The sequence below is a fragment of the Rothia sp. HMSC072B03 genome, from assembly GCF_001809565.1.
GTDB classification, from domain to species: Bacteria; Actinomycetota; Actinomycetes; order Actinomycetales; family Micrococcaceae; genus Rothia; species Rothia mucilaginosa_A.
The window spans coordinates 55281-80800 of the sequence record NZ_KV797970.1 but is presented as its reverse complement, the minus strand read 5'-3'; the positions used below and the strand labels follow the sequence as shown (position 1 = coordinate 80800).

The following is a 25520-nucleotide window of genomic DNA, read 5'->3' as shown; positions in this document are numbered from 1 at the left end:
GGGGCGGCGTGCTGACGCACGCGGCGCGACTACTTCAGGAAGTCGGGGACGTCCAGGGTGTCGCGGCGAGCCGGTGCTTCCTCAACGACCGGGGGCAGATCAACGTCGAAGCCAGCGGCGCCGGTGGAAGCCGGAGCGGCGGCGGGAGCGTTGAAGCCGTAGCCGTTAGAAGCCGGAGCGGCAGCGTTCGAGCCGCCGAAGGAGCCCTGTGCACGCTGGGGCTGAGCGGAAGCCGAAGCGTTCGAGTTGGTCTCGGGGTTCACGGCGTCAAAGCCAGCGGCAATCACGGTCACGCGAGCCTCGTCACCCAGGGCATCATCAATGACGGCACCGAAGATGATGTTGGCGTCGGGGTGAGCCACTTCCTGAACCAGGCGTGCAGCCTCGTTGATCTCGAACAGACCCAGGTCGGAACCACCCTGAATCGACAGCAGCACGCCGTGCGCACCGTCGATGGATGCTTCCAGCAGCGGGGAGGCGATAGCCAGCTCGGCTGCCTTCACGGCGCGGTCCTCACCCGAGGCCGAGCCGATACCCATCAGAGCCGAACCGGCACCCTGCATCACGGACTTAACGTCTGCGAAGTCAAGGTTAATCAGGCCCGGGGTAGTGATCAGGTCGGTAATGCCCTGAACACCGGAGAGCAGCACCTGGTCGGCGGACTTGAAGGCGTCCAGCATCGACACGTTGCGGTCCGAAATCGACAGCAGTCGGTCGTTCGGGATCACAATCAGGGTGTCGACCTCGTCGCGCAGAGCGGCAATACCGGTCTCGGCCTGGTTGGAGCGACGACGACCCTCGAAGGTGAAGGGGCGGGTCACGACACCGATGGTCAGAGCGCCCAGGGAGCGGGCGATGCGTGCCACGACGGGTGCGCCACCGGTACCGGTGCCACCACCCTCACCAGCGGTCACGAAGACCATATCTGCGCCCTTGAGGACTTCCTCAATTTCCTGCGAGTGATCCTCGGCTGCCTGACGGCCAACCTCGGGGTTTGCGCCCGCGCCAAGACCGCGGGTCAGCTCACGACCGACGTCCAGCTTGACGTCTGCATCGGACATGAGCAGAGCCTGGGCGTCAGTGTTAATAGCAATGAACTCAACGCCGCGCAGGCCAACCTCAATCATTCGGTTGACTGCGTTGACGCCACCGCCGCCGATACCAACGACCTTGATGACTGCCAAGTAGTTCTGGGGAGTTCCAGCGTCCATGTAATCCTCGATTGTTCCGTGTTCCAGCTTCGGAAGACCCCCAGCTCAATCTAAGCCTAAAGGTTTCCTCTAAAGAATGACTTTATCTGTTAGGATACCAAACTGTTTTTGGTGGTTCCTAGCTACACAGCGCAATTACCCCCTCTTTTTGCGGAATTCACACAAAAAGGGGAGGGAAAGCGCCCATTGGTAGTTCCCCTAACGGGTCACCGGTACGCGCGGGGCCGACACGTCATAGACGGTCACCTTCTGCGCTTGGGCACCTGAAGAGGCTTCTTCCTGAGCCCGTTGAGCTACCGCCTGGCGGAGCGACAGAAGCACCTTAGCCTTCAGCTCGCTCTCCTGGGCGGTACCCCACTGCACCGTCGTATTATCCCGCAGCGTGAGGGTAATACTCGAGGTTGAGGTCGCGCTCGCTTCCTTTACCTGAGCCAGAAGCTCAGCCGGCATCGCTGACAAGGCCGTCGAAATCGTGCGGAACTCATCCGAATGCTGCGGGTCATCACCATTCAATCGTACCAGGGGAACCGAGGTGCTCGGCTCGGAGGAAGACTCCATCAGGCTCACCCCGTCGGTGTCCACTGTATGGTAGGTCTCCCCCACCTTGACGATTGCAATGGCGGCGCGTTCCTTCAGGGTCACAACCAGCTCGTGCGGCGGGCGGCTCTCCACCTGAACGCTGCGAAGCACATTGTCCTGACCGATCAGCTCGCGCACGCGCTTCTCGTCGATGCGGGTCAGCGGAACCCCGCGCAGGGGCTCCAGCTTCTGCTCCACCTGGGTGGTTTCCAGCAGGGAGGCACCGCGCACCGTGATGGTCTGAGTGGCCAGCAGGGGCGAGAAGAAGACCAGCACCACGTACAGCACCGCCACGAGGGCCAGCGCAATCGCCGTGTACAGCAGCTTGCGGGCCCGGGTGAGCGGGGTGCGTTCCTTGCGCGGACGCTCCTCGGCACGCAGGCCGTCCAAGCCGGGATCCTTCAGGATGCGCTCGTGCTGCGCCTCCCGGCGCTCGCGCTCGCGTTCCTTCTCGATCTCGGCGGCGCGCTGTCGTTCTCGCTCCACGCGCCAGCGGCCGAAGCGGCTTGCGGGGCGGGCCTGCTCGGCGGGCTCGGTCTCAGCGGAATCGTCCCCCGCCGACGGGGAGTCGGCGGAAGTCTTCCGCTCGGAAGAAGCATCACCGTCGCCGGTCTTTTCGGCCCGGTCGGCGCCCTTTTCGGTCTTCTCGCCGTGCTTATCGCTGGGCTTCTCCCCCGCCGCGTCCTTCGCATTTTCAGTCCGCGCGCTTTCAGCCTGCGCCGACCGACCGGATACCTTCTCGGTCTCCTTGGGAGAATCTTCGAAGGCCTCCACGTCGAAGAGCTCCTGCGAACCGGAGGTAGCCGCGGGCACGCGACGAATCGCGCCGTCCACAAGGGCCACGCTCTCGGCACGAGCCGGGCTGGTGGGACGAATCGTAGCCCCCGAGGGGCGACGACCCACGGTGGAGGCGGTGCCCGAGTGAGAACCAGAGGTCTGAGACTCAGACCCGTGAGATTTCTTCTGCTCGGGGACACCGGCCGCGGGGGCACCGGCCGCGGGGGTCTGCGCGTCAGCGGTGGGCTGCGCCTCCGCCGTGTGCTGAGCCGCAGGCTGTTCCTGCACAAGCTCCTGAGCGCGCCGACGAGCACGCGAGCGCGGGGCCTTCGGCGCGCGCGAATGCCCCTCCGACGGGGGCATGGGACTCATCGGCACAGCCTAAGCCTCCGACTTCTTGGTCAGGTCGCCGTCGTGACGAATCTGCAGGGCCTCCAGCAGGCGCGGGCCCAGAGCCGTCACGTCGCCGGCGCCAACGGTCATCACAATGTCACCACTCTGAGCGTACGAGGCGATGTCCTCGATAGCACTCTCCGCGGTCGCGTAGCGCACCTCGGAGAAACCGGCACCCGTAATCAGCTCGCTGGTCACGCCCTCAATGGGCTGCTCGCGAGCCGGGTAGATATCCAGCACGTAGGCGCGATCGGCCATCGACAGGGACTCCGCGAACTCCTTCGCGAACTCGCGGGTGCGCGAGAACAAGTGCGGCTGGAAAATCACGTACAGGTTGTGGCCGTCGGCAACGGTGCGGCCGGTCTGCAGGGCACGGAACACCTCGGTCGGGTGGTGTGCGTAATCGTCGAAGACCTTCACGCCCGCGACCTCGCCTCGCAGCGTAAAGCGACGGTCAGCACCCACAAACTCGCCCAGGGCGGCGGCGATTTCGGGGCCCTGAGCACCGGTCAGCAGTGCGGTGATGAAGGCGGCCGCGGCGTTCAGCTGATTGTGGATGCCGGGAACCTTCAGCGCCAGCTCCTGCTTGCCCTCGAAGCGCTCACCGCGACATTCGAAGGACCACTCCACCGTCGACGAGGAGGAGGAACCCGCGCTCGTAATCTCACGGATGCGCAGGTCGGCATCCTCAGACTCGCCGTAGGTCACAACCGGCACGCCGGCTGCGCGGGAACGGGCGGCCAGGGAGGCGGCACCGGCGTCATCGGCGCAGGTTACCAGCACACCGCCGGGGGCCAGCGAACCCACGAAGCGGTTGAACGCCTCAAAGACGCGCTCGTCGGTCTCGTAGAAGTCCAGGTGGTCGGGCTCAACGTTCGTCACCACGGCAATAGCCGGGCGGTAACGCACAAAGGAGCCGTCCGATTCGTCGGCCTCGGCCACAAAGATCGAGTCGGGGCCCTGCGCGCCCAGGTGCGCGTTCGTGCCGCGACCGGCGATCACGGTGCCCACGGCGAAGGAGGGGTTGCGGCCCAGCTGATCGAACATCACGGAAATCATGGAGCTGGTCGTGCTCTTGCCGTGGGTACCGGCTACCGCCACCACCTGCGAAAGCCCCATCACGGCGGCCAGCGCCTCGGAGCGGTGCAGAACCGGAAGGCCCTGCGCGCGGGCAGCGGCCAGCTCGGGGTTATCCTCGCGAATCGCGGTGGAAATCACCACGGTGTCGACGTCAACGATGTTCTCGGCGGACTGGGGCACGCTCACGTGGGCGCCGGCGGCACGCAGCGATTCAACGGCCGAAGATTCCGCGCGGTCCGAACCGCTCACGGTCACGCCGGCCTGCAGCATCAGCGCGGCGATAGCGCTCATACCCGCGCCGCCGATGCCGATGAAGTGCACGCGACCCAGCGCGTCCATCGCGTGGCGCTCGGGGAACGGCGGGTTCAGGGGTGCCGGCAGCACCATCTCAAGATTCATCAGTTCAGTCATTAGTTCTCAGCTGCCTTCAATACTGCTTCGGCCATAACGCGAGCCGCGTCACGGATACCAAGTTTATAGGCTGCAGCGCCCATGCGCTCCAGTTCTTCGGGGTTTGCCATCAGCTCCGGAATCTCACGGGCAAACCACTCACCGGTGACTTCTGCGTCCTTCACCAGCAGGGCCGCGGAGGCCTCCACCAGGGAACGAGCATTCAGGGCCTGCTCACCATTACCAATGGGGAGCGGCACAAAAATAGCGGGCACGCCCACCGCGGCAACCTCGCTCACCGTGGCCGCACCGGCGCGCACCAGCAGCAAATCGGCGGCGGCGTACACGTCCTGCATGCCGTTGCTGAACTCAATCTGACGGTAGTTCGGGGCGCTCAGGGGCTCGCCGTTCTCGTCCAGAACGGTCTTGCCCTTACCGGTGATGTGCAGAATCTGGAAGTCCCACTCTGCGAAGCGATCACGGCAGGCCGACACGGCGTTGTTCAGGCTCAGCGCGCCCAGCGAACCACCGGTCACGATAACGGTGGGCTTCTTCGGGTCCAGGCCCAAGTTGCGGCGGGCTTTCGAACGGTGCGCGTCGCGGTTCAGGTAGGCAATCTCATCCTTCATCGGCATGCCCACCAGGGTCGCGTGCGGGAAGGGTGTATTGGGGAAGGCCACACCCGTAAACTTCGCGAAGCGGCCGCCCAGACGGTTAGCCAGGCCGGGCTTCGCGTTCGCCTCGTGAATGACCACGGGAATCTTAGCGCTCAACGCCGACAAATACGCAGGCGGGCACACGTAGCCGCCCACGCCAACAACCACGTCTGCATCTACATCCTTGAGGATGCGGCGGGTCTTCGACAGGCCGCCCAGGAACTTCGCGGGGAAGGCAAGCGCCGCGCGGTTAATGCTACGGGGGAAGGCCGCGCGAGGAATGAACTCGATATCGAAGCCGGCCGCCGGAACCAGGTCGGCTTCCATCTTATCCGCAGTGCCCAGCATCAGAATCTTGGCGTTCGGTTCAAGGTCGCGAACGGCGCGGGCAATCGCAAGCATCGGATTAATGTGACCGGCGGTGCCACCACCGGCGAAGACTATAGAGGGTGCCTTCTTCGTCATAGGTCTCTCTCCCAATACATCGGTACAGCATCATTTTACGCTATCGCCCCGCACCACAGAGCGCGGCGGAACGCCCCCGACCGCGAGCTCTAGCTCAGGTCGGGGGCGCTTTGAAGGAACGCGGGGCCGAGAGGTAAGGCCGTTCTCGACCGCTGTCCACCTCGGAAAATCTCTCTACCGCTCTCCCCCACCGGGCTGACGGCGCGGCGACTGACCGTGCTGACGCTGCTGACGCTGAGCTCGGCGGGCGCGGTCCTCGGGATGCAGAGGCTGCAGGCCGGCGGGCAGACCACCGCGCTGATTCTGCGGACGACGACGCTCCCCCTGCCCGGGACGCCGGCCTCGGGTCTGCTGTTCCTTCGAGCCCTGCTCGGCCGGACGCTGAACCGGGCGGGCGGGTCGGGGCTGCTCGGTCTTGCCGGGTGCAGCCTTGCCGGGGGCTCGGCGCTCTCGGGCCTTCTGCTCTCGGGTTTCCCTCGTGCGGGCCGCCTTCTCGCGGTCCGTCTTCTGCCGTTCGGCCTCCTCCAGGGCCTTCTGCCGCTCAGCCTTCTCGCGGGCCGCTTCCTCACGAGCCGCACGGGCCTCCTCACGGGCACGGCGAGCCAGCTTCTGCCGCTCAGCCTTCTCACGGGCCGCTTCCTCACGAGCCAGGCGCGCCTCCTCACGAGCCGCGCGGGCCTCTTCGCGGGCGCGCTCTGCCTCACGCTGCTGTTCGATGCGCTTCAACTCGCGACGCTGCTCCGGATCGAAGCCCAACCAGCGCCGGACAAAACCGCTCAGGCTGCCCAGCTTCGACAGCGGATGCTGCTCCTGCATCAGGTGGCCACCGGCCTCGGCACGCTCCGCGGCCTCCTGCTCCACCACGGCCTGCAGGGGCAGGCGGCGCTTCCAATCGGCGTTTGCGCGGCGAATCTCGCGAGCGCTCTGGTTCTCAACGCTCGACGGGGCTGTCGCGCCTCGCAGGGGCGTCTGCCGGGCAAAGGCCAATAGTAGGCCCGCCGCGCACAGCGAAGATAGCAACGAGGAACCACCGTAGGAGACAAAGGGCAGCGGCACGCCAATCACCGGCAGAATACGGGACACCATGCCCATGTTGATGATGGCCTGAGAGGTCAGCCATACCATAATGCCGCCCGTCGCCAGGCGCACCAGCGGATCGGCGGTGCGCAGCATGATACGCACCGCACAGTACACCAGACCCACGTACAGCAGTAGAACCGCCATCGTGCCCAGAAGGCCCAGTTCCTCGCCAATAATCGCGAAAATGTAGTCGTTGTGGGCCTCTGCCAGGTAGTTGTACTTCTGGCGCGACTGGCCCAGGCCAACGCCCAGGAAGCCACCGGTCGCCAACGCCACCTCACCCGAGTTCGCCTGATCACAGTTAGCGTTCGTGCACGAACCCCAGATGCCGAAGATACGGGCCACTCGGTTCGGGCTACTCAAAACGCCCAACAGGGCCAGCGCGGCAACCGCGCCGCCAATCTGCAGCATTGACCGGCGTGAGGCACCGGCCATCCACATCATGCCCAGGAAAATAAAGCCGTACACCAGGGCCGTACCCATATCGCCGCCGACCATAATCAGCAGAATCAGGGCGCCCACACCGTAGATGGAGGGGAACAGGGTACGCCAGAGGCTCCGCGAAATATCGCCCTGGCGGTTATACACCCACGCCAGCCACATCACGATTGCAAGCTTCGAGAACTCCGAAGGCTGCATCTGCACGGGGCCCAGCTTAATCCAGTTACGGTTACCGTTCACCTCGACGCCGATAACCACCACCGCCAACTGCAGCACCAGGGCCACCGCAAGCATCGTGTTCACCACGACCTGCTTGTGATACCACCCCACCGGAATATTCGTAATGACGGCCATCGCCACCACACCGAGCACCAGGAAGAGAATCTGCGAGGACACCTGAGAGAACGGCGACTGGCCCTGCGAAATCATGGTGACGCTCGAAGCCGAGAGCACCATGATGCAGCCGAAAATCGCCAAACCCAGGGTCGTGACCAGTAGCATGACCGGCACATCCCACAGGTCAGCCTTCAGACCGCGACGGTACAGGCGCTTGCCAAACGAACGGGCCGGTGCCGTCATCTCCTTCAGGGCAGTCCACGGGGACGAGGCGTGCCCGGTCTGTTCGGAACGGCCAGCCCGCGAAGATGCAGAACGCTTCGAGGATGCGCTGGTACTCACATGCCCTCCTAAGGCTTGGAACGCCACAACCCACAGCGATGAATCGCGGCGGCGATAACAATTGGGAAAAGAGGCGGGGGTGGAACCCAAAACGTCCCACCCCCGAGAGCGCGGCTTAGGCGGCACGGGCCGCGAACGCCGCTACGCGCTAGGGTACCGGCCGGGGCCGAATAGGCTACGACTGGGCCAGCTGATCGGCCACGGCGTTCGCAAACGCCTCGCCGCGCACCGCGTAGTTCTTGAACTGGTCCATCGATGCCGCGGCCGGTGCCATCAGCACCGTATCACCCGGCTGAGCGATCTCGGCGGCCTTCGCCACCGCGGCGTTCATGACGGCGATGCCGTCCGAGGGGTCGGCCACCGAGGCGGTCAGGTTATAGGTCGGAACCTGCGGGGCGTGATTGGCCAGAGCAGCCTTGAGGCCTGCGGTATCCGTGCCGATGATGAGCACGGCCTTCAGGCGCTTAGCGTGATCGGTAATCAGCTCGTCGTACTCCACGCCCTTCGACAAGCCGCCGGCAATCCACACCAGCGAGGGGTAACCGCTCATCGAGGCATTGGCCGCGTGCGGGTTCGTGGCCTTCGAGTCGTTCACCCACATGATGTCATCAGCGTACCCCACCAGCTGGTTGCGGTGCGCACCGGTCTTGAAGGAACGCAGACCCGCACCCACGGCCTTCGGATCGACGTCGGCGGCACGGCACAGGGCGGCCGCGGCCAGGGCGTTCTCGACCGTGTACTGGGCCGGCATCTTACCCGGCGCGGGGGCCAAATCCTGCACGACGCCCAGCTCGAGCGCCTCGTTGTAGCGGTTCTTCAGGAAGGCGCGGTCCACGATGATATTCTCAGCCAGGCCGAGCATCGACACGGCAGGCATCTGGGTGGCGCTGAAGCCAATCGCGCGAGCGCCCTCCACCACGTCGGCATCCTCCACCATGCGCAGGGTGTCGGCGTGGTCGGTGTTGAAGATGCAGGCCACCTGGGTGTTCTCGTACACGCGTGCCTTATCGGCCTTGTAGGCGTCGAACGAGCCGTGCCAGTCCACGTGATCCTCAGCGATGTTCAGAACCACCGAAGCGTACGGGGACATCGAGTAGGTCCAGTGCAGCTGGAAGCTGGACAGCTCCACCGCGAAGAACTCGTAGGGCTCATCGTCGGCAATCGCGTACACGATGGGCATGCCCACGTTACCCACCTGAATAGACTTCTTACCAGCAGCCTTCAGGATGGAATCAACCATGCCCACGGTGGTGGTCTTACCGTTCGTACCGGTCAGGCACAGCCACTTGGGGGTCAGGCGGTCGCTACGCTCATTCAGGCGCCACGCCAGCTCCACATCGCCCCAAATCTGGATGCGACGCTCATAAGCGTCCAGCATAACCGGATGGTCGGGACGCACACCCGGGGAGGTCACCACAAGCTCGGGTTCCTGACCGTCCACCAGGGGCAGTGCACGCATGTGCTCGGGACCGAACAGGCCCTCAACATTACCGTAGGCGTTCTTGTAAATCTCGATGCGCTCACGCTTCTCCGGGGTATCAGCCCCGTCGATGACAACGATATGTGCACCCAGCTGGGCGAGCACATCGGTCACAGCGTCGCCGCTGGTACCCATGCCCACCACGACCACGCGCAGGTTAGCCCAGGGCGCACCCCAGTGAGTCAGTTCCGCGAGGCGCTCGTTCTCATACACCGGGTTCACCGCAATAGCGGCGGCGTTCGCTTCAATGCGAGCTGTATCCGGCTGTTCATTAGTTGACATTAGTGAATCACTCCAGAAGTCTGCGAGAACCAGTCACCGAAGAACAGCGCCAGGGCAACGAGCACGCAGAGGGCGTTAACAACCCAGAGGCGGAACACGGAGTTCACTTCGCCGCTGCTGACGGTACCGGGGGCAATGCCTCGCTTATCAATTGAGTACTTGCCGTTGACGCCGACCTTCTCCATGTGGTGGTGGAAGGGGGTCATACGGAAGTAACGGTGCGCATGCAGGGGCTTCTCCCCCGCTGCGACCGAACGCTTACGGCTGGTCTTGAACACGAACTTCTGCACGATCACAGAGAACACTTCCAGCACGGGAATCAGAGCGATGACCAGCAGAAGCAGTTCGGTGCGGGTAAACAACGCGAAAGCAACCATTGCGCCACCGAGCGCCAGGGAACCGGAGTCGCCCATGAAGATCTGTGCCTTCGACACGTTCCACCAGAGGAAGCCAGCCAGCGAACCCACCAGGGAAGCAGCAATCAGCGCCAGTGAACCGGGGTCGCGCACATCGTAGCAGGCGGTGCCAGCGCCAGCGGAGCAGGCGTGTACGTACTGCCAGATGCTGATGGTCAGGTAGCCGGAGAAGATGGTCATCATGATGCCGCCAGCCAGGCCATCCAGACCATCGGTGAAGTTCACCGCGTTCGTACCGGACAGGGAGATGAGGGTAATCCAACCAACCAGCAGGATGGAGCCGAAGACCGCGCCCGCCGCGAACAGGTCAATGGGCAGGTCACGTACGAAAGAGATGGCGGTCGACGCCGGACGAGCACCCGACTCATTCGGGAACTGGAACGCCAGGTACGCAAAGGGCAGGGTCACGCCCAGAAGACCAATGGTCTTCTGCTTCTCGGTCAGGCCCTCGTTGCCCTTATTGCGGAACTTCATGATGTCGTCCGCCGCGCCCACACCGAGCATGCCCAGGGTGAAGGCGATGGTCAGCCACGCGGTAGCGGTCGGTACCGGCGCGGTTCCGAAGAGCAGTGCGCTCACCGCCAGGGTCAAGAAGTAGGCGAGAATCGCCGCGGGGATGAAGATCAGACCCGCCATGGTGGGGGTGCCCGCCTTGTGCTGGTGGGCTGCCGGGCCTTCCTCACGGATGAGCTGGCCAAGGTTGAGGGCCGACATCTTCTTGATGAACACCGGCAGCGCGGTGAGGGAGATGAGGAATCCGAAGATTCCAGCAATCAGCACGGTAATCATAAAGCGCTACCCTTCGTTCGTGGTCTGTTCGGTCGAAGTACGGTCGCCGTTAGCGGTGCCGTCCAGGTGAGCGGCAAGGTGGTCGCTCAAATCGGTGGTTTCAACAAAGTCACCGGCAGAAAGCCAGGTCGGTGCCTGCTCTTCCTCAGCACCGAAGGTGTACTCGGCGAAAGCAACCTGGTCACCCAGAATGCCCAGCTTCGCGCCGTTCGAGGACTTGAAAAGCACAATGTCACCGGGGCGAACCTCGGCGCGCAGAATCTGCTCTGCCTCTTCCGGGGTCTTCACCCAGGTCGCCTCATTACCCCAGGAGCCTTCCAGGTGAGCCGCATTGTAGGTGGGCTTCGTCTCGTCGCCCACAGCAATCAGCTTGGAAATGTTCATGCGCACCACGAGGCGGCCGATGCGGTCGTGCTCCTCCAGGGAGGCGTCACCGAGCTCCAGCATGGCGCCCAGAACAGCCCAGGTGCGGTGCGGCTGACCGGTCGCTGGGTCAACGGTGCGGCCCAGCTGCGCCAGGGTGCGCAGTGCCGCCGCCATCGACTCAGGGTTCGCGTTGTACGCGTCGTTAATGACGGTCACGCCGTCGGCACGGTCGGTGCGAGCCATACGCCACTTCGAAGCTGCCGCCGCCTTGTTGAGCGCGCGAGCAATCTTCTCACCCGAAATACCGCTGTTGTAGGCGATCGTCGCCGCAGCCAGCAGGTTGTGCACGTGGTGCTCACCGATCAGCTGCGAGGAAATCTCGTACTCGCTACCGTCGGGCAGGCGCAGAGTAAACTCGGGGCAGCCAGCGTCGGTGGTGCGCAGGTTCAGCGCCGCCACGTAGCGTTCGTAGGGCTGACCGTTCGCGTCGGTCTTCTCGCCCACGCCAAAGTACGTAATGGGTGCAACCGAACGCGACGCCATACGCAGTACGCGCTCATCGTCAGCGTTCAGAGCCAGGGAGCCGGTCGGCTGAACGCCCTCAGCCAGCTCACCCTTGGTACGCTCAATATTGTCCACGCCGCCGAACTCGCCAGCATGCGCGGTACCAACCTTCAGAATTGCGCCGTGATCAGGGTGCGCAATATTCGCCAGGTACTCGATGTTGCCCACGTGGTCGGCCCCCATCTCAATGACCAGGTAGCGGGTGGACTCATCCGCACGGAAAACGGTCAGGGGCACGCCCACCTCACTGTTGTAGGAGCCGACCGGGGCAACGGTCGGGCCCTCCGGGGTGAAAATGGCGGCAAGAAGGTCCTTGGTGGTGGTCTTACCGGCAGAACCGGTAATACCGATAACGGTCAGCTCACCCTGAGCACGCATCTGCTCAATGGAGTAGCGCGCCAAATCACCCATCGCCAGCACCACATCGGGCACCTGGATGCTCGGGTAGGGCACGCCCTGCTCGTCGAGTACTTCGCGCTCGACCAGCGCCAGGGTCGCGCCCCGCTCAAACGCCATGGGGATGAACCTGTGACCGTCAGTGACCGCACCGGGCTTCGCCACGAACAGGGTACCGGTCTGCACCTCACGGGAGTCGGTGGTGGCGAAGTCTGCGTACACCTGCTCCTCACGGCCCTCTAGGCCGATAGCGGTGCCGCCGGTTGCCTCAATAATCTGGGCGGCGCTGAGCTTAATCATTCTTCACCATACCTTCAGCGGTTTCAGAGTCACTTTCATCGAGCATGCGCTGGTAGTCAGGCAGAATCTCGAAACCGTGCGCACGCAGGGCACGGGCGGTTTCAACACGGTCGTCCAGGGCGATATCCACGCCGTCAACATCTTGTTCGGTTTCGTGGCCGCGGCCAGCAATCAGGATGGCGTCGTGTTCGCCAGCAAGGGCAATCGCCGCATCAATAGCAGCCGCACGCGGAGAAATGTTCAGAATCTGGGTGGCACGGCGGTTCTCAGCCTTCTGCGCGCCCTCCTCAACGGCGGCACGAATCGGCGCGGGTGCCTCACCGTGCGGATCATCATCAGTCACGATGACGATATCTGCATTCTGCGCAGCAATCGCACCCATAATCGGGCGCTTGAGCTGGTCACGCTCACCGGTCGCACCGAAAACAATCATGACCTTGCCATCACCGGGGCGATCCATCGCCTCCAGGGCACGAGTCAGGCCGTCAGGGTTGTGGGCAAAGTCCACAATCGCGTGCGGAGCCAAAGAAATCAGCTGCATACGACCCGGCACCACCGGAGTCAGAGCCGAACCGGACGCCAGCTCGGGCAGCAGGCGCTCACGCTCAGCGGAGTCAGTGTCCAGGTACGCCATGAGCGCCGCCAGCGCAGCATTCGAAACGTTAAAATCAGCGGGCAGACCGGTGTAGCATTCAACGCTCTCACCGGTGCCATTAGCCACGTGGAAGCGGTGGCCCAGACCCTCACGCTGAACCTTCACCACAGCCCAGTCGCGGGCACCAAACTCTGCGGGCACCTCAGCCAGACCGGCACCGCGCGCAGTCACCAGACGGTGCACCTGCTGCGCACCCATCTGCTCGCAAGCGGCGGAGAACATCTTCTCGCCCCACTCGTCATCAGCAGTAATCACAGCCAGCTCGGCACGCTCGGGGGTGAACAGCTGAGCCTTCGAGTCGAAGTAGTGCTCCATAGTGCCGTGCAGATCCAGGTGATCCTGAGTCAGGTTCGTGAAGCCAGCAACCGCGTACTTCACGCCGTCCACACGGTGGTAATCAATCGCGTGTGAGGAAACCTCCATTGCGGCGCAACGCACCTGATGCTGACCCATAATCGTCAGCAAAGAATGCACGTGAGGAGACTCCGGGGTGGTCATCTTCGAAGGAACCGACACACCATCAATCAGAATCTGAATAGTGCCAATCAGACCGGTCTTCACCCCCAGACCGGTGCGGAACACCGACTCCAGCATGTAGGTGGAGGTGGTCTTACCGTTCGTACCGGTCACAGCATAACGGTGAGTGGCGGGGAACGACGCCGAACCATAAATCAGCGCAGCCAACGGACCCACGTACTCGCGGAGGTTCTCCGTCACCAGGACAGGCACCGGCGCCTCGCCCAGCAGCTGCGCACCGGCAGCATCCGTCAAAATAGCGGAAGCACCCAGCTTCAACGCAGCCTCAGCAAACTGTGCGCCGTGCACCTTCGCACCGGGCAGAGCCACGTACAGGTCCTGCGGACGCACGCCTCGGGAGTCCATGCTAATACCGGTAACCTCAACAGAATCACCGGATTCAGAACCCTGAACGCCACTAGCCAGCTGGGAACTCACCTGAGCACCCAATCCCTGCAGATGTTCGCGAAGGTGCGCCAAACTCACCGGGCGCACAGAATTCGGGCGCAGAGTCTGAGCGTCGCCGCCCAGCAGGTTCTGGCCGGGTGCGTGAGATGCGGTATCCATCGTCCTTCTTTCCTCTCCGCTGTCCGAAGCGGTGAGCTCTGTATGGTCAATGCGCTCAAGGCACACAGGGTCATTCAATATTCTACGGGCTTTAGGCTTCGACAGGTGTTCAGTCCCGGGGCTTCTTCATCACGAATCAGCTACCGGGAACCTCTCCCCCGCTCGCCTTTAGCTCGTCTTATTGGGGCTATCCTCAGCAAAAAGCGGAATCAACTCCGGTTCACCGGTAGAACGCGGCACATTATAGGTGTGCAGGGTCTTCTCCATAATCTTGGAGAACTCAGCCGTCGTACCGTTCGCACCCACGCTACCCTCAGGACGCTGCATGGTCACCGCCACCAAGAACTGCGGGTTCTCAATCGGCGCCACACCAATAAAGGACGTCGTGTTGCCGTCGTAGCCGCCCTTCTCACTCGGAGTTTCCGCAGTACCGGTCTTACCGCCCACGCGGTAGCCGGTCACCTTCGCCGGACGGGCGTGGCCTTGCTCCACCACATTCTCCATGAGAGTCAGGCAGGAAGCGGCAGTCTCCTCGCTGACCATGCGTTCGCCAGGCTCTACGGCACGCTTATGTTCGGTACCGTCGGCGTCAATGATCGCGTCCACAATGCGCGGCTTCAGACGAACGCCCTTATTGCCCAGCGCCTGGAAAATCATGGCGGTCTGCAACGGAGTCTGCGCAACACCCTGACCGAACAGCACAGTGTACTGCTGACGGCCATCCCAATCACGCCAATCAGCGATTATACCCTGCTCCTCACCGGTCAGCTCAATGCCGGTAAACTCGCCGACGCCGTACTTCTTCAACCAGTTGTAGCGCTCTTCCTTGCTGAGCTTCTGACCGACCAGCACCGTACCGGTGTTCATCGAGTCATGAATAATGCCCGAGAAAGTACGCCGCTGCGCCCCGTGCTCAAACGCATCCTTGAAAGTCTGGCCGTCAATCGTGAGGGTCGCGGGCACATCATACACACTAGTCGGAGTCGTCAGGCCCTGCTCAATCAGCGCCGAAGCAGTTAGCATCTTCTCGGTCGAACCGGGCTCCACGCTCTGCGAAATAGCGCGCGGGGTCATGTCCGCCGCGTCCTCAATGGTTGCCGCGCCCGGGTCCATCGTGGAGGAATCAGCAAGAGCCAAAATGGAGCCGTCACGCACATCCATAACAATGGCGGTACACCATTCAGCTTTCAGCTCCTCGGCGCGGGCACGCACCACCTGCTGCGCAAAATACTGCACATCACGGTTAATGGTTAGGCGAATATTCTTACCGTCCACCGCCAGGCGCTGCTCTTCCTTCGCTACGGGGATACGCACGCCATCAGCGCTAATCTCGTAGGTGCGCTCACCGGGGGTACCGGCAAGCTCCTTCTCAAAGACACGCTCAATGCCCACGGAGTAGTTACGGGACACCGTACCGCCCGTACCGTTGCCGTCTGCCTCTTCAACAATGTTGTACTTACCGACCACGGAACCGCCCACACTACCGTTGGGGTACAGGCGCTGAGAGAACGCCTCACCGTAGATGAAGGGCGCACCCAGGGCATCAATCTTATTGAAAATTTCCGGGGTGATATTTGCTTTGATCACCGAGTACTTTGAGGTGCCGTCCAGCTTGGACTTGATGAACTCGTCGGTAATGCCCGGGTCAACGGTCTTGAGAATATCGACCATCTCGTACACCAGCTGGTTGGGGGTGACCTCAACCTTCTGGGTGCGATCCTCGTTGTAGCGTTTGAAGGTCGCCACGGCGCTCTGGTCAGCAGTCAGGTTATAACGCTGCACAGTACGCGCCATGACGTTGCCGTTGATATCGAGAATCTGACCGCGCACAGCAGGCAGCACCTGGGAGCGCAAACGCTTCTGACGGGACGCATTCGCCACTGCACCGGGGTCAAAGCCCTGGCGGATAAACAGGTTCGCACCGATAACGCCCAGAGCGCAGGTGGCTGCGGCGCCTGCGACGAAGCCACGGCGGGTCAGATCCGGCTGACCGGATGCCGATTCGTTCGCGTTCTTACGCGCGTCGGAGCTCATGCGGTGGTCCTTTCGCTGGTCTAGTCTATCGGTGATGCTACGCATCCTGTGGTCAATATTGTTTATCGTGCAACCTGGCTTGCCGCGGGGCTAGCTGCGGGCTGCTGAGCGGCGCTCGGTGCGGCGGAAGCAGCCGGGCTAGCAGGGGCGCTATTCGCCGGTGCGGGGTTGGCCTGCTGAGCTGAGTTAGTTTGCTGAGCAGGGCTCGCCGAGGCGCTTGCAGATGCCTTAGCCGCCGCGCTCGCCTGGCCGTGGCGCTGCTGAACAGACTTGTCAGCATCCACAATGCCCTTGGCGTAGCTTTCTTCCGAACCCGCTGCCGGCGGCGAAATCAGGTTCTCCTGCTTGGATCCTTCAATACCGGTGGGGCTTGCAGCCGGGGCGGGGGTGCCCTCAATCGTGGAAGTCTGCAGGTTCAGGGTCGCCTGCGAAGAGCTCACAAACATGCCCAGGGTACTGGCGCGTATCGCCAAATCCTGCGGGGCTTCCTTGAAACCAATCTCCTGCTGCAGCGCCTGGTTCTCCTGCACGAGGCGCTGTTCCTGCGCGCGCAAATCCACCATGTCGTACTGTCGGGTCACAATCAGCACGTTAAGCAGCAGAATAAAAATCAGGGTCAGCGGGATAGCGGCAAAAACGGCCAGCATGGTCGGCGGGCTCAATCGGCGGGCGCGGCGGGTCACCGCGGACAGCGGCGTGCGTCGGGTGACGACCTCTTCCTCGCGCGGTTCCTCGGTTCGGGCCGCGGCACGCACCGGTCCGGGAACGTGGCCCGCGGTGCGCTTACCCCCGTGGGAGGCTGCGGTGCTTGCCGGGCGAACCACGGGCTGAGAAGCGGTAACCGGATCCACCCGCGCGCTACGGGTACGGCCGGAATGTACGCCCTTGGAGGTGCGGGTCACGCCCGCGCTGTGCGAGGCGTTCGAGGAGCCCAGGCTCGAGCTCAGAGCGCCGGATGCACCCGCCGAGGGGCGCGAAGAACCGGCGCGTCGAGTCCGCGGGGTACCCTGGGCGCGGGTGGGGCGCTGGGATGCGTGCTGGGTGCTCATTCGCTCTCTAATCTTCGTCTTAGGTGGTTACTAGCGTCTGTCGCCTGCGGGCGAGCAAATCGCTACTGGGCGGGGATTCGAATCTTCTCGGCTGCGCGCAGCTTGGCGCTGGCCGCGCGAGAGTTTTGCGCAATCTCTTCCTCGGTGGGCGGCTCCGCGCCGCGGGTAATAATCTTGATCGTGGGCTTGTGCTCCTCGAGTTCCACAGGGAATCCCTTCGGCGCCTTGGAGGTCGCCTCGGCTGTGAGAGCGCGCTTCACGATTTTGTCTTCCAGGCTGTGGTAGCTCATCGCAACGAATCGGCCGCCCAGGTTCAGCGCATCCAGGGCCGCGGGAACGGCCCGTTCGAGCGCCTCCAGCTCGTGGTTGACCTCGATGCGCAGCGCCTGGAAGGTGCGCTTGGCGGGGTGGCCGCCGGTACGCTGGGCCGCGACGGGAACCGCCTTCTGAATAATGCGCACGAGCTCGCCGGTAGTCTCCAGGGGCGCGTTGGCGCGGGCAGTGCAGATGGCGCGGGCGATGCGCGAGGCGAACTTCTCCTCGCCCCAATTGCGGATAATGCGGCGCAGCTGGTCCTCACTGTACTCGTTGACCACGATGCGCGCGGTGAGCTCGTCCTCGGAGTTCATGCGCATGTCCAGGGGCGCGTCGTAGGAGTACGCGAAGCCACGGGCGCGTTCGTCTAGCTGCATGGAGGAGACGCCAAGGTCCAGCAGGACGCCGTCAATTCCCTGCACCTCGGCGGTTTCCATGGCGCGGTCGATTTCGTCGTAGACCGCGTGTACAGGCACAAAACGCTCGCCGAAGCGTGCCAGACGCTCCCCCGCGATGGAGTGGGCCTGCAGGTCCCGGTCGATACCGATGAGCACCAGGTTCTCGAACCGCTCCAGCAGCGCCTCGGAGTGGCCGCCCATGCCCAGGGTTCCGTCAATCACGTAGGCGGTTCCGCGTTCCTCCACGGCACGCTCAATGCCGGGTGCCAGCAGGTTGATGCAGCGGTCCAGCATGACGGGCACGTGGCGCTCGCTGGCGTCACGCTCGGAAAGATTGTCGATGGAGGCGCCGGTGACCTTCACCGAGGAGCCGGAGGTGCCGGCTTCGGGGGCGCGTTCTACGCTCATGGGTGCTCCTGTGTGAGGTAATCCTGCGTGGTGGTGAGTGGTGTGTCGATAAAGCGTGTGGAGGGGGCGCAGACCGCGCATCGGGTCCGCACCGATTTACCGCCCTGCCGGCTCGGCGTTCCTGTCGTCTCCGTGTCTCTGCCGATTCGACGAGCCGTCGAGTCGTTAGAGCAGGGGGCTGAAGGGGTCTTCATCCAGGGCCGCGAACTCGGCTTCCGTGCGGGCCAGGTACTCCTCCCAGGCGGAGGCGTCCCAGATTTCCGCCCGGGTTCCGGACCCGATGACCACAAGCTGGTCGCCAAGCCCGGCGTACTGCCGAAGAATCGGAGGGATGGTGATGCGCCCCTGTTTATCGGGTAGCTCATCCGAGGCTCCCGAGAGGAATACTCGCAGGAAGTCGCGGGCGGCTCGCCCCGGCAGGGGTGCGCTGCGCATCCGCTCGTGGATGCGCTCGAATTCCGCGGAGGGGAAAACGTACAGGCATCGTTCCTGACCGCGGGTCAGAACGAGGCCTGCTGAGAGTTCCTCACGGAATTTGGCGGGGAGGATGATGCGCCCTTTGGCGTCCATCCGTGGCGAATAGGTTCCCAGGAACATTCGCGTCACCTCCCCCGTGTGTGCCTGATGCTGAGCCTGTCGTGCGCCCTCGCCTCACGTCCCTTCCGATGGCGCTTGCGGAGCGAGCGGAAGAATACGACGTGCGCCCTGCACCACAGCGGAAACGGGTGCGGAGCACGGCTGAGGGAGGGGGCTTCAGCCTTCTCCTCCACTTTACCCCACTTTCCACCACCTCCCCCACCTCGAGGAAGGTCTTTTAGGGTTTTTATTCCTTCTTTTGCATTTTTTATCTCAACGCACAGCTTCTACACAGGTTAGAGCCGTTTAGCGGCAGAACTTAGATACACAGTAGCGGAGTGGCGCGAGGCACACACAAAAGGAGTTAGCTCCTATTCCGGGCGGGCTATATATGCCTTCACCCGGGGCAACCAGCTTGCCGTACGCAGAAGGATTGAAAGCGAAGCCCACAAGCCCCCCCGAGCAAGAAAGGGCCGCTCTGGAAAGGCACCGGGCACGAAAAAGCGGAGGCGAGACATACGTCTCGCCTCCGCTTGGGAAAGTCATTATGAGTTCCGGCTTGCACCCTTCAACTCGGCATCCTTAGCCAGGTATTTTCACCTCGGTATTTTCACCCCGGTATCTTCGGTCCGAAACCTGCTGTCCCGGGCCATCAGCGGGTTTTAGTTCTGACCGTTGTTGCGCTCGTCCCAGCGCTCCTCCAGGCGGTTCATGAAGGCCGAGCGCTCCTTCTGCTCGCGGGAGCGGGCGCGGGCGGCACCGCCGGCTTTGCCTCCCAGGAAGGAATCCACGGGGGTCTTCTTGCTGGTGCTGGTGAAGTACACGCCGAAGGCTGCAAAGAGGAAGCCGAGCACGCCCAGCCAGATGAGGTGAGAGGCGACGGCACCAATGATAATGCCCAGACCGATTAGCACGCAGAGAATTCCGAGCGCCAACTGTCGAGCACTAAATACGGGAGCAGTATTGCCGGTGGAGGACATGGACGAGGCAAAGTTCGGATCCTCATTGCTCATGAGTTCTTCGAGCTGCTCAAGAACTTTCTGTTCACGCTCGGACAGTGCCATCGTGTTCTCCTTTGTCTTTCTGACAACGCGTTCGCGCCGGTATCCACAGCGGGTTGAAACGCATCCCGTGGCGCGCACGCACTCTTTGGTTCCATCCTACCGCGCAAGGCGCGAGCAACGCACTATTTTTAGCCTCTCAGCTACTTATTTTACGAACCATTTTGGGGCTATTTCGACACGTGGATGCGACGGGGCCGGGGAACCCACCAGCCGCCCGTTTCTTTCAGCCTTCGCCGCTGCGATGGTCCACCGATTCTCCTGTCCCTCTATCCGTTACGAGCCTCTTCCGCGGAGCCCGCCTCGGCCCCTCCCGAACGGTCGTCGGTCTTCCGGACGGGTAGCGCAACCCCCGAGGCCGGCTTGATGCTCTCGGCCGAGTACTTCCGCTGAATCGCGTCCATGACGTGCTCAACCTCGGACCAGCGACCGGCCTTCACGAGCACCGCCTCGGTAGCCTCCGGCGCGAGCTTCGACGATCGAGAGTTCAGATCCCCGAGGTTCACCGCGCCTCCGCTCCCCCGATTCCTCGACCCCCGCCCGGCGGGCTTGTACTCGATGGATTCGAAGAGAGCCTGCTGCACCCCGTCCTCGGCGCGAGCCAGTTTCTCAGCCCGCACGCCAATCAGGCGGATGGGTCGCGGTGCCTCGTCCCCGGTCAGGATTCCGTCGGCCCGCAGCGCCTCCAGCGCCAGCTCGGCGATGCGCATCCCCGAATCCAGGGGCGAGCTGAGGGGCACGGATCGAGTGTGGGTCTCGAAACCCGCATAGCGAATTTTCAGGCTCAGCCGCCCCGCGAGGCGACCGGATTCGCGCAGACGCCGCCCGAGCTTGAGACTCAGCTCGCGCACAACCCCGCTGATGGCGGCGGCATCGACGGTATCTTCGGAGAAGGTATGCTCGCCACCCATGCTCTTCTCATCGCGTTCGGTCAGGACGGGCCGGTCATCAATACCCCTCGCAACAGTCCAGAGGTATTCCCCGTGGGAGGTACCGAAACGGTCCCGAAGCCACTCGATGCTCATGGACCGCAATTGCGCAATGGTCTGGATTCCGTAGCCGGCCAAAAGCTTTGTGCTTTTCGAGCCCACGCCCCACAGCGCCGAGACCGGGCGCGGGTCGAGGAATTCCTGCACGCGGCCGGGCGGCACGACCCATAGGCCGTTGGGCTTACTGCCGGTCGAGGCCATCTTGGCCAGCAGTTTATTGGGAGCCACCCCCGCCGAGGAAGGCAGGGAGAGTTCCCCTGCGATGCGCTCACGCGCCCGCTGCGCCAATTGCACGGGGTCCTGCCCGTGCCGGTAGGCGCCCGTAAGATCCACGAAGGCCTCGTCCACGCTCACCTGCTCTACCAGCGGGCTAAGGTCACGCAGAATACCCATGACGGCTCGGGAATAGTACCGGTAATCCGCGCGCAGGGGAAGGACCGTAGCGTGCGGAACCTCGGAGAGGGCACAGCTGAGAGGCATGCCCGAATGAACCCCGTGGGCGCGCGCCTCATAGGAGGCCGAGCATACCACTGAGCGAGGGCCCGTCGGCGCAACGATAATGGGCTTACCCCGAAGCGAGGGGTTCTCGAGGAGTTCGACGTTGACAAAGAAGGCATCCATATCGAGATGCATAATGACGCGCGCATTATCGCGGCCCGGCTTACTCACCCCTCAACCTCCCTTCGACAGCTTTCACCACACCCTAAATATAGCACACGTCTACGAATTAAGCTCCCAAATATTAGTAAACATATTCGCAAATACCCCGTGTGACGCGTTTCTCCACTAAGCTAGAGGGGTGCACACCGCACCCATGCCCATCGTCCCCACGTACACCGAGGATAGTATGACGACCCCTTCCCCCGCCGGAGGCTCCGCAGAGCTGCCCGCAGGCATCGCCGAGGCTCTCGAACATGAGCAGAGCGCCTACCTGAACGCCTTCAATACCCTGATGGCCGAGTTCTTTGCCGCGCAGCGCGAACTATTGGAGGGCATCTCCCCCGAGACCCTCCCCCTGCTGGAGGCCATCGAATCCCTTTCTACCGGCGGCAAGCGTCTGCGTGCCCTGCTGAGCTATTGGGGTTGGCGCGGGGCGGGAGGCGCACCCGTGACCGAGAACCGCGGCACCTGGTCCATCGTGAAGGCCGGCATGGCGGTGGAGCTATTCCAGACCTCCGCGCTCATTCACGACGACATCATCGACCGCTCCGACACCCGCCGCGGCGCCCCCTCCGTGCACAAGCGTTTCGAGGCCGCGCACGAGCAGAATAACTGGCGCGGCGACGCCTTCAACTACGGTCTGACCGGCGGCATCCTGGCCGGCGACCTGACCCTCGCCTGGTCGGCGGAGGTCTTTGCGTCCCTGGGCGAGGGCGCATTATACGGTTCCCCGGCGCGCACCATTTTTGACCGTATGCGTTCAGAGGTTCTGGCCGGGCAGTACCTGGACGTCTACTCCGAGGTGCTCGACACCGAAGATGCCAGTTCGGCCCTGCAACGAGCGCTCAACGTGATCCGCTTCAAGTCCGCCAAGTACTCGTGCGAGCACCCCTTCACGATCGGTGGGGCCCTGGCGCTGCAGGCGCGGGCTTTGGAGAGCGGGGCCGGTGCAATCAGCGAGGAGCACCCGGTGCTTGCCGGCTACCGGGCCTTCGGTCTGCCGCTCGGTGAGGGCTTCCAGCTGCGCGACGACGAGCTGGGCGTTTTCGGTCGTCCCGAGGTGACCGGCAAGCCCGCCGGTGACGACCTGCGCGAGGGTAAGCGCACCGTCCTGGTGGCGCTGACCTCCGCGGCCCTCAGCGAGCAGGAGGTAGCGCTCCTGCACGACAGCCTGGGCAACCCCAACCTGAGCGATGAGCAGGTGGAGCGCATCCGTGAGCTCATGGTGTCTTCGGGTGCTTTCGCCGAGCACGAGCGGCTGATTGAGCAGAAGTCCCATGCGGTCTTTGAGGCTCTGGATGCGCTGGAGCTCGACGAGCTCGTGCGCGCGGCGCTGAGCGATATCGTGGACCGCGCGCTACGTCGCAAGTCCTAAACGGGCGTGTTTTCAGCCCGCGGGGCCTTCACCGCGGGGCGTGAAAAAGACGTAGGAATAGCGGCGAGGCGCAGCGAAGAGACCGTTAAACGACAGCGGATGGGGTAGCGTTCACGCTACCCCATCCGCTGTTTTATCAGTTGAGTTCCCGCCGTGCGAAGAGCACCCGGGCCGGAGTGTTTACCGGCCCCCTGCGCCTCCGCGTTGCGGCGCTACCCTCCGGTGCTACCAGGCCAGGGCCTGGGCGCGGCGACGAATCTCGGTCTTGCGGCCGTCAATCAGTGCGTCGATCGGGCGGCCGGGCAGGGATTCGTCCTCGGTGTACAGCCAGACGATGGCTTCCTCATCGCTGAAGCCGGAGTCCTTCAGCACCACGAGGGTGCCCTTGAGGGATTCCAGCACGCGCGAACCGTTCAGGAACAGCGCGGGAACCTTGCGCACATTGGTTTCGGGGTCGCGCAGGGCGATGAGCGTACCGTCAGAAATCAGGTTGTGCACGCGGGTCACCTTCAGATCGAGGGCCTGCGCAATATCGGGAATAGTGACCCAATCGCCGACGAGGGCGAAGGTCTGAGCAATGTTTTCGTTAGTCACCTTTTAAGAGTGCCAGAGCCGACTCATATTTACCACTTTCGACCCGCTCAGCCGCGCGGAGCGTCACATTCAGCTCAGGCGGTTGCCTTAGAATCAGCTGAGTATTGCCCTCCCGATGACCTTTTCCCCGCCGCGCGATTGGGCCGAGCGATAAGATAGAGGCCGTATGAATATTCCCCTCCCGCGCCCCCGTTCTTCCGCGCACACTCACTCATCGCCCTCGCATCCTCCCGTCTCTTCTACTGTTCCTCCGGCCACCACCGCGCCCGCACAGGGTGCCACGGTCGGCTCTTCGGAGTGGCTGAGCGGTGCCATTATCGAGGGGCACTACCAGGTGGGCTCGCTGATTGGGCGGGGCGGCATGAGCGAGGTCTACTACGCGCTGGATCTGTGGTCGAACAATCCTGTGGCGCTCAAAATCCTCTCCCCTTCCCTGGCGCAGGACGCCGCCAACCGGCAGAAATTCCACCGCGAGGAACGCTCGATGCGCCAGGTGGGCGGCGGACACACGGTGGGTGTCATCTCTTCGGGCACCGAGTACGTGGCCGGGCAGATGGTCATGTATATCGTGCTCGAATACGTGCACGGATGCACGCTCAGCCAGCTATTGCGCACGCGGCGCGCCCTGAGCCTGGGCGAGGCGCTGGATGTTCTGCTGCCGGTGGTGGATGCCCTCTCGGAGGTGCACGCCAACCGCTACCTGCACGGTGATATTAAGCCGGGCAATATTCTTCTGGACGCCAACGGCCAGGTGAAGCTGACGGACTTCGGTCTGTCACGCCGCGACGATCAGGTGGATTCCGGCGCCCCCATGGGTACTCCCGCCTACGTGGCGCCGGAGGTCCTGGACCCGCAGGTGAAGGTGGGCGCGCAGGCCGATATCTTCGCGCTCGGCGTCATGATGTACCGCATGCTGGCAGGGCGACTGCCCTTCGTGGGTTTGGAGAACGACCAGCAGGTGCTGTACCACAATGCCAATATTGAGATGCCCCCGCTCGGCGATATCGCCCCGGGCATCGACCGCGACGTGGCCGGAATTATTGCCTGGTGCACCCGCAAGCAGCCGCAGGCCCGCCCCGAGGACGCCACCGAGCTTTTCGCCTCTCTCAAGGAGGTTGCCGAGTCTCTCGGCGAGTCCGAGCTGTCCTGGCGAGCTCCGAGCGTCCCGGAGCCTACCTCAAGCCTGTGGGAGGCGGTGGCCGAGATCGCCGAGCGCAGCGGCGCGGGGCAGATGGTGCGCAACACCCCCATCAGCGCGTTTAGCGATGCCGGAGACCTGCTCGCCTACGACGTTTATTCTCCGGATAGCCTGCTCACCGGTTTCCGAGAGGAGATGCATCTGGCCGACGTGGACGCGGAGGACTCGGTGCTCAACCCCGAGGGTATTCCCCCGCTCAAGAGTTCGGCACCCGAGGCTTCGGTTGCCGCCGATGGCGGCGAGCCCAACGAGGCCGATGACTCGCGGGGGTCGGATGGGGCTCAAAGCTCCGGCGCCTCATCCGATGCACCGTCCGTCGGCATCGGGCCGCAGACCGAGCAGGAGTTTATCTCGACCTTCGGTGAGTACGCCCCCATCTACGCCGAGCGCGCGCTCAACGCCTACCCTGACTACTCCGATGCCGCGCAAAGCCCGGACGGGGCGCACACCCCTGATACTTCTCGGCGGGATTCCGGCGGGAGCACCGGTTCCACCGATTCCTCCGGCTTCACGTCGCGGGATGCTCTCCACCGCGACCGCCGACTGCCGGTACGTGAGCTCACCCCTCCCCCCTCAGGCGCGGCGATGGGCGTGTGGGCGCTGATGGTGATTCTGTTGGGCATGAGCGCCAGCTTCAGCGGGTGGTGGCTCGCGACCTCCATCCTGCAGTCGGAGTGGTGGAAGAACTTCGCGAGCTTCTTCGGCCTGAGCTACTAGATGCTCAGCCGCCTGGATTCATCGGGTTTCATCAGGAATCGGGTTTCATCGGGATTCCGCCGGGG

The 25520-nt window shown here is 63.4% G+C and carries 18 protein-coding genes; 2 read left to right on the top strand and 16 right to left on the bottom strand.

From position 1 onward, the window contains the following. Window positions 1–29: 29 nt before the first annotated feature. The 15 genes from ftsZ to dinB all read right to left on the bottom strand — a co-directional run bounded on the left by ftsZ (window position 30) and on the right by dinB (window position 21580). Entirely contained in the window at window positions 30–1211 is a 1182-nt protein-coding gene (ftsZ, locus tag HMPREF2630_RS07010; RefSeq protein ID WP_049332658.1) for a cell division protein FtsZ, read from the bottom strand. A gap of 198 nt (window positions 1212–1409) precedes the next feature. Further along, on the bottom strand, window positions 1410–2855 hold the full coding sequence (locus HMPREF2630_RS07005) for a cell division protein FtsQ/DivIB (RefSeq protein WP_246822766.1): 1446 nt from the start codon (window positions 2853–2855) through the stop codon (window positions 1410–1412). 93 nt (window positions 2856–2948) lie between these two features. After that, complete coding sequence (gene murC, locus HMPREF2630_RS07000; RefSeq protein WP_049343457.1) at window positions 2949–4451, bottom strand: UDP-N-acetylmuramate--L-alanine ligase; 1503 nt, start codon at window positions 4449–4451, stop codon at window positions 2949–2951. Next, complete coding sequence (murG, locus tag HMPREF2630_RS06995) at window positions 4451–5551, bottom strand: undecaprenyldiphospho-muramoylpentapeptide beta-N-acetylglucosaminyltransferase (RefSeq protein ID WP_049343458.1); 1101 nt, start codon at window positions 5549–5551, stop codon at window positions 4451–4453. Before murG ends, murC begins: the two co-directional genes overlap by 1 nt. 174 nt (window positions 5552–5725) lie before the next feature. Next, entirely contained in the window at window positions 5726–7750 is a 2025-nt protein-coding gene (gene ftsW / locus HMPREF2630_RS06990; RefSeq protein ID WP_049343497.1) for a putative lipid II flippase FtsW, read from the bottom strand. A gap of 175 nt (window positions 7751–7925) precedes the next feature. Further along, on the bottom strand, window positions 7926–9512 hold the full coding sequence (gene murD / locus HMPREF2630_RS06985; protein WP_070484127.1) for a UDP-N-acetylmuramoyl-L-alanine--D-glutamate ligase: 1587 nt from the start codon (window positions 9510–9512) through the stop codon (window positions 7926–7928). Further along, entirely contained in the window at window positions 9512–10717 is a 1206-nt protein-coding gene (gene mraY / locus HMPREF2630_RS06980; RefSeq protein WP_049353001.1) for a phospho-N-acetylmuramoyl-pentapeptide-transferase, read from the bottom strand. The genes murD and mraY overlap by 1 nt, the downstream gene beginning before the upstream one ends. Before the next feature lie 6 nt (window positions 10718–10723). Further along, window positions 10724–12343 carry a UDP-N-acetylmuramoyl-tripeptide--D-alanyl-D-alanine ligase gene (gene murF, locus HMPREF2630_RS06975; RefSeq protein WP_049353002.1) on the bottom strand — a complete coding sequence of 540 codons (1620 nt, stop codon included), beginning with the start codon at window positions 12341–12343 and terminating at the stop codon, window positions 10724–10726. Next, complete coding sequence (locus HMPREF2630_RS06970) at window positions 12336–14081, bottom strand: Mur ligase family protein (RefSeq protein ID WP_070484124.1); 1746 nt, start codon at window positions 14079–14081, stop codon at window positions 12336–12338. Before HMPREF2630_RS06970 ends, murF begins: the two co-directional genes overlap by 8 nt. 168 nt (window positions 14082–14249) lie before the next feature. After that, complete coding sequence (locus HMPREF2630_RS06965) at window positions 14250–16115, bottom strand: peptidoglycan D,D-transpeptidase FtsI family protein (protein ID WP_049345236.1); 1866 nt, start codon at window positions 16113–16115, stop codon at window positions 14250–14252. 62 nt (window positions 16116–16177) lie between these two features. Then, on the bottom strand, window positions 16178–17164 hold the full coding sequence (locus HMPREF2630_RS06960; RefSeq protein WP_070484121.1) for a cell division protein FtsL: 987 nt from the start codon (window positions 17162–17164) through the stop codon (window positions 16178–16180). Between the two features lie 62 nt (window positions 17165–17226). Next, window positions 17227–18285, bottom strand: a complete 1059-nt coding sequence (gene rsmH, locus HMPREF2630_RS06955) for a 16S rRNA (cytosine(1402)-N(4))-methyltransferase RsmH (RefSeq protein WP_049343464.1) — start codon at window positions 18283–18285, stop codon at window positions 17227–17229. Between the two features lie 165 nt (window positions 18286–18450). Further along, entirely contained in the window at window positions 18451–18882 is a 432-nt protein-coding gene (mraZ, locus tag HMPREF2630_RS06950; RefSeq protein WP_049332640.1) for a division/cell wall cluster transcriptional repressor MraZ, read from the bottom strand. A gap of 641 nt (window positions 18883–19523) precedes the next feature. Next, a complete protein-coding gene (locus HMPREF2630_RS06945) occupies window positions 19524–19925 on the bottom strand; it encodes a DUF3040 domain-containing protein (protein WP_049343465.1) in 402 nt (133 codons plus the stop codon). 266 nt (window positions 19926–20191) lie between these two features. Further along, entirely contained in the window at window positions 20192–21580 is a 1389-nt protein-coding gene (gene dinB / locus HMPREF2630_RS06940) for a DNA polymerase IV (protein ID WP_239663143.1), read from the bottom strand. Window positions 21581–21863: 283 nt separating this feature from the next. Here dinB and HMPREF2630_RS06935 point away from each other — a divergent pair, with 283 nt between their 5' ends. Then, window positions 21864–22946, top strand: coding sequence for a polyprenyl synthetase family protein (locus HMPREF2630_RS06935; protein ID WP_371440192.1), 1083 nt, complete (start codon window positions 21864–21866; stop codon window positions 22944–22946). A gap of 225 nt (window positions 22947–23171) precedes the next feature. Here HMPREF2630_RS06935 and HMPREF2630_RS06930 read toward each other — a convergent pair whose 3' ends face one another. After that, the gene (locus HMPREF2630_RS06930) at window positions 23172–23540 is read right to left on the bottom strand and encodes an Rv2175c family DNA-binding protein (protein ID WP_049332634.1); all 369 of its coding nucleotides are present in this window, start codon (window positions 23538–23540) and stop codon (window positions 23172–23174) included. A 166-nt stretch (window positions 23541–23706) separates the two neighbouring features. Between HMPREF2630_RS06930 and HMPREF2630_RS06925 the strand changes: the two genes are divergently transcribed. After that, window positions 23707–25455, top strand: coding sequence for a serine/threonine protein kinase (locus HMPREF2630_RS06925; protein ID WP_070484118.1), 1749 nt, complete (start codon window positions 23707–23709; stop codon window positions 25453–25455). The last annotated feature ends 65 nt before the right edge of the window (window positions 25456–25520 follow it).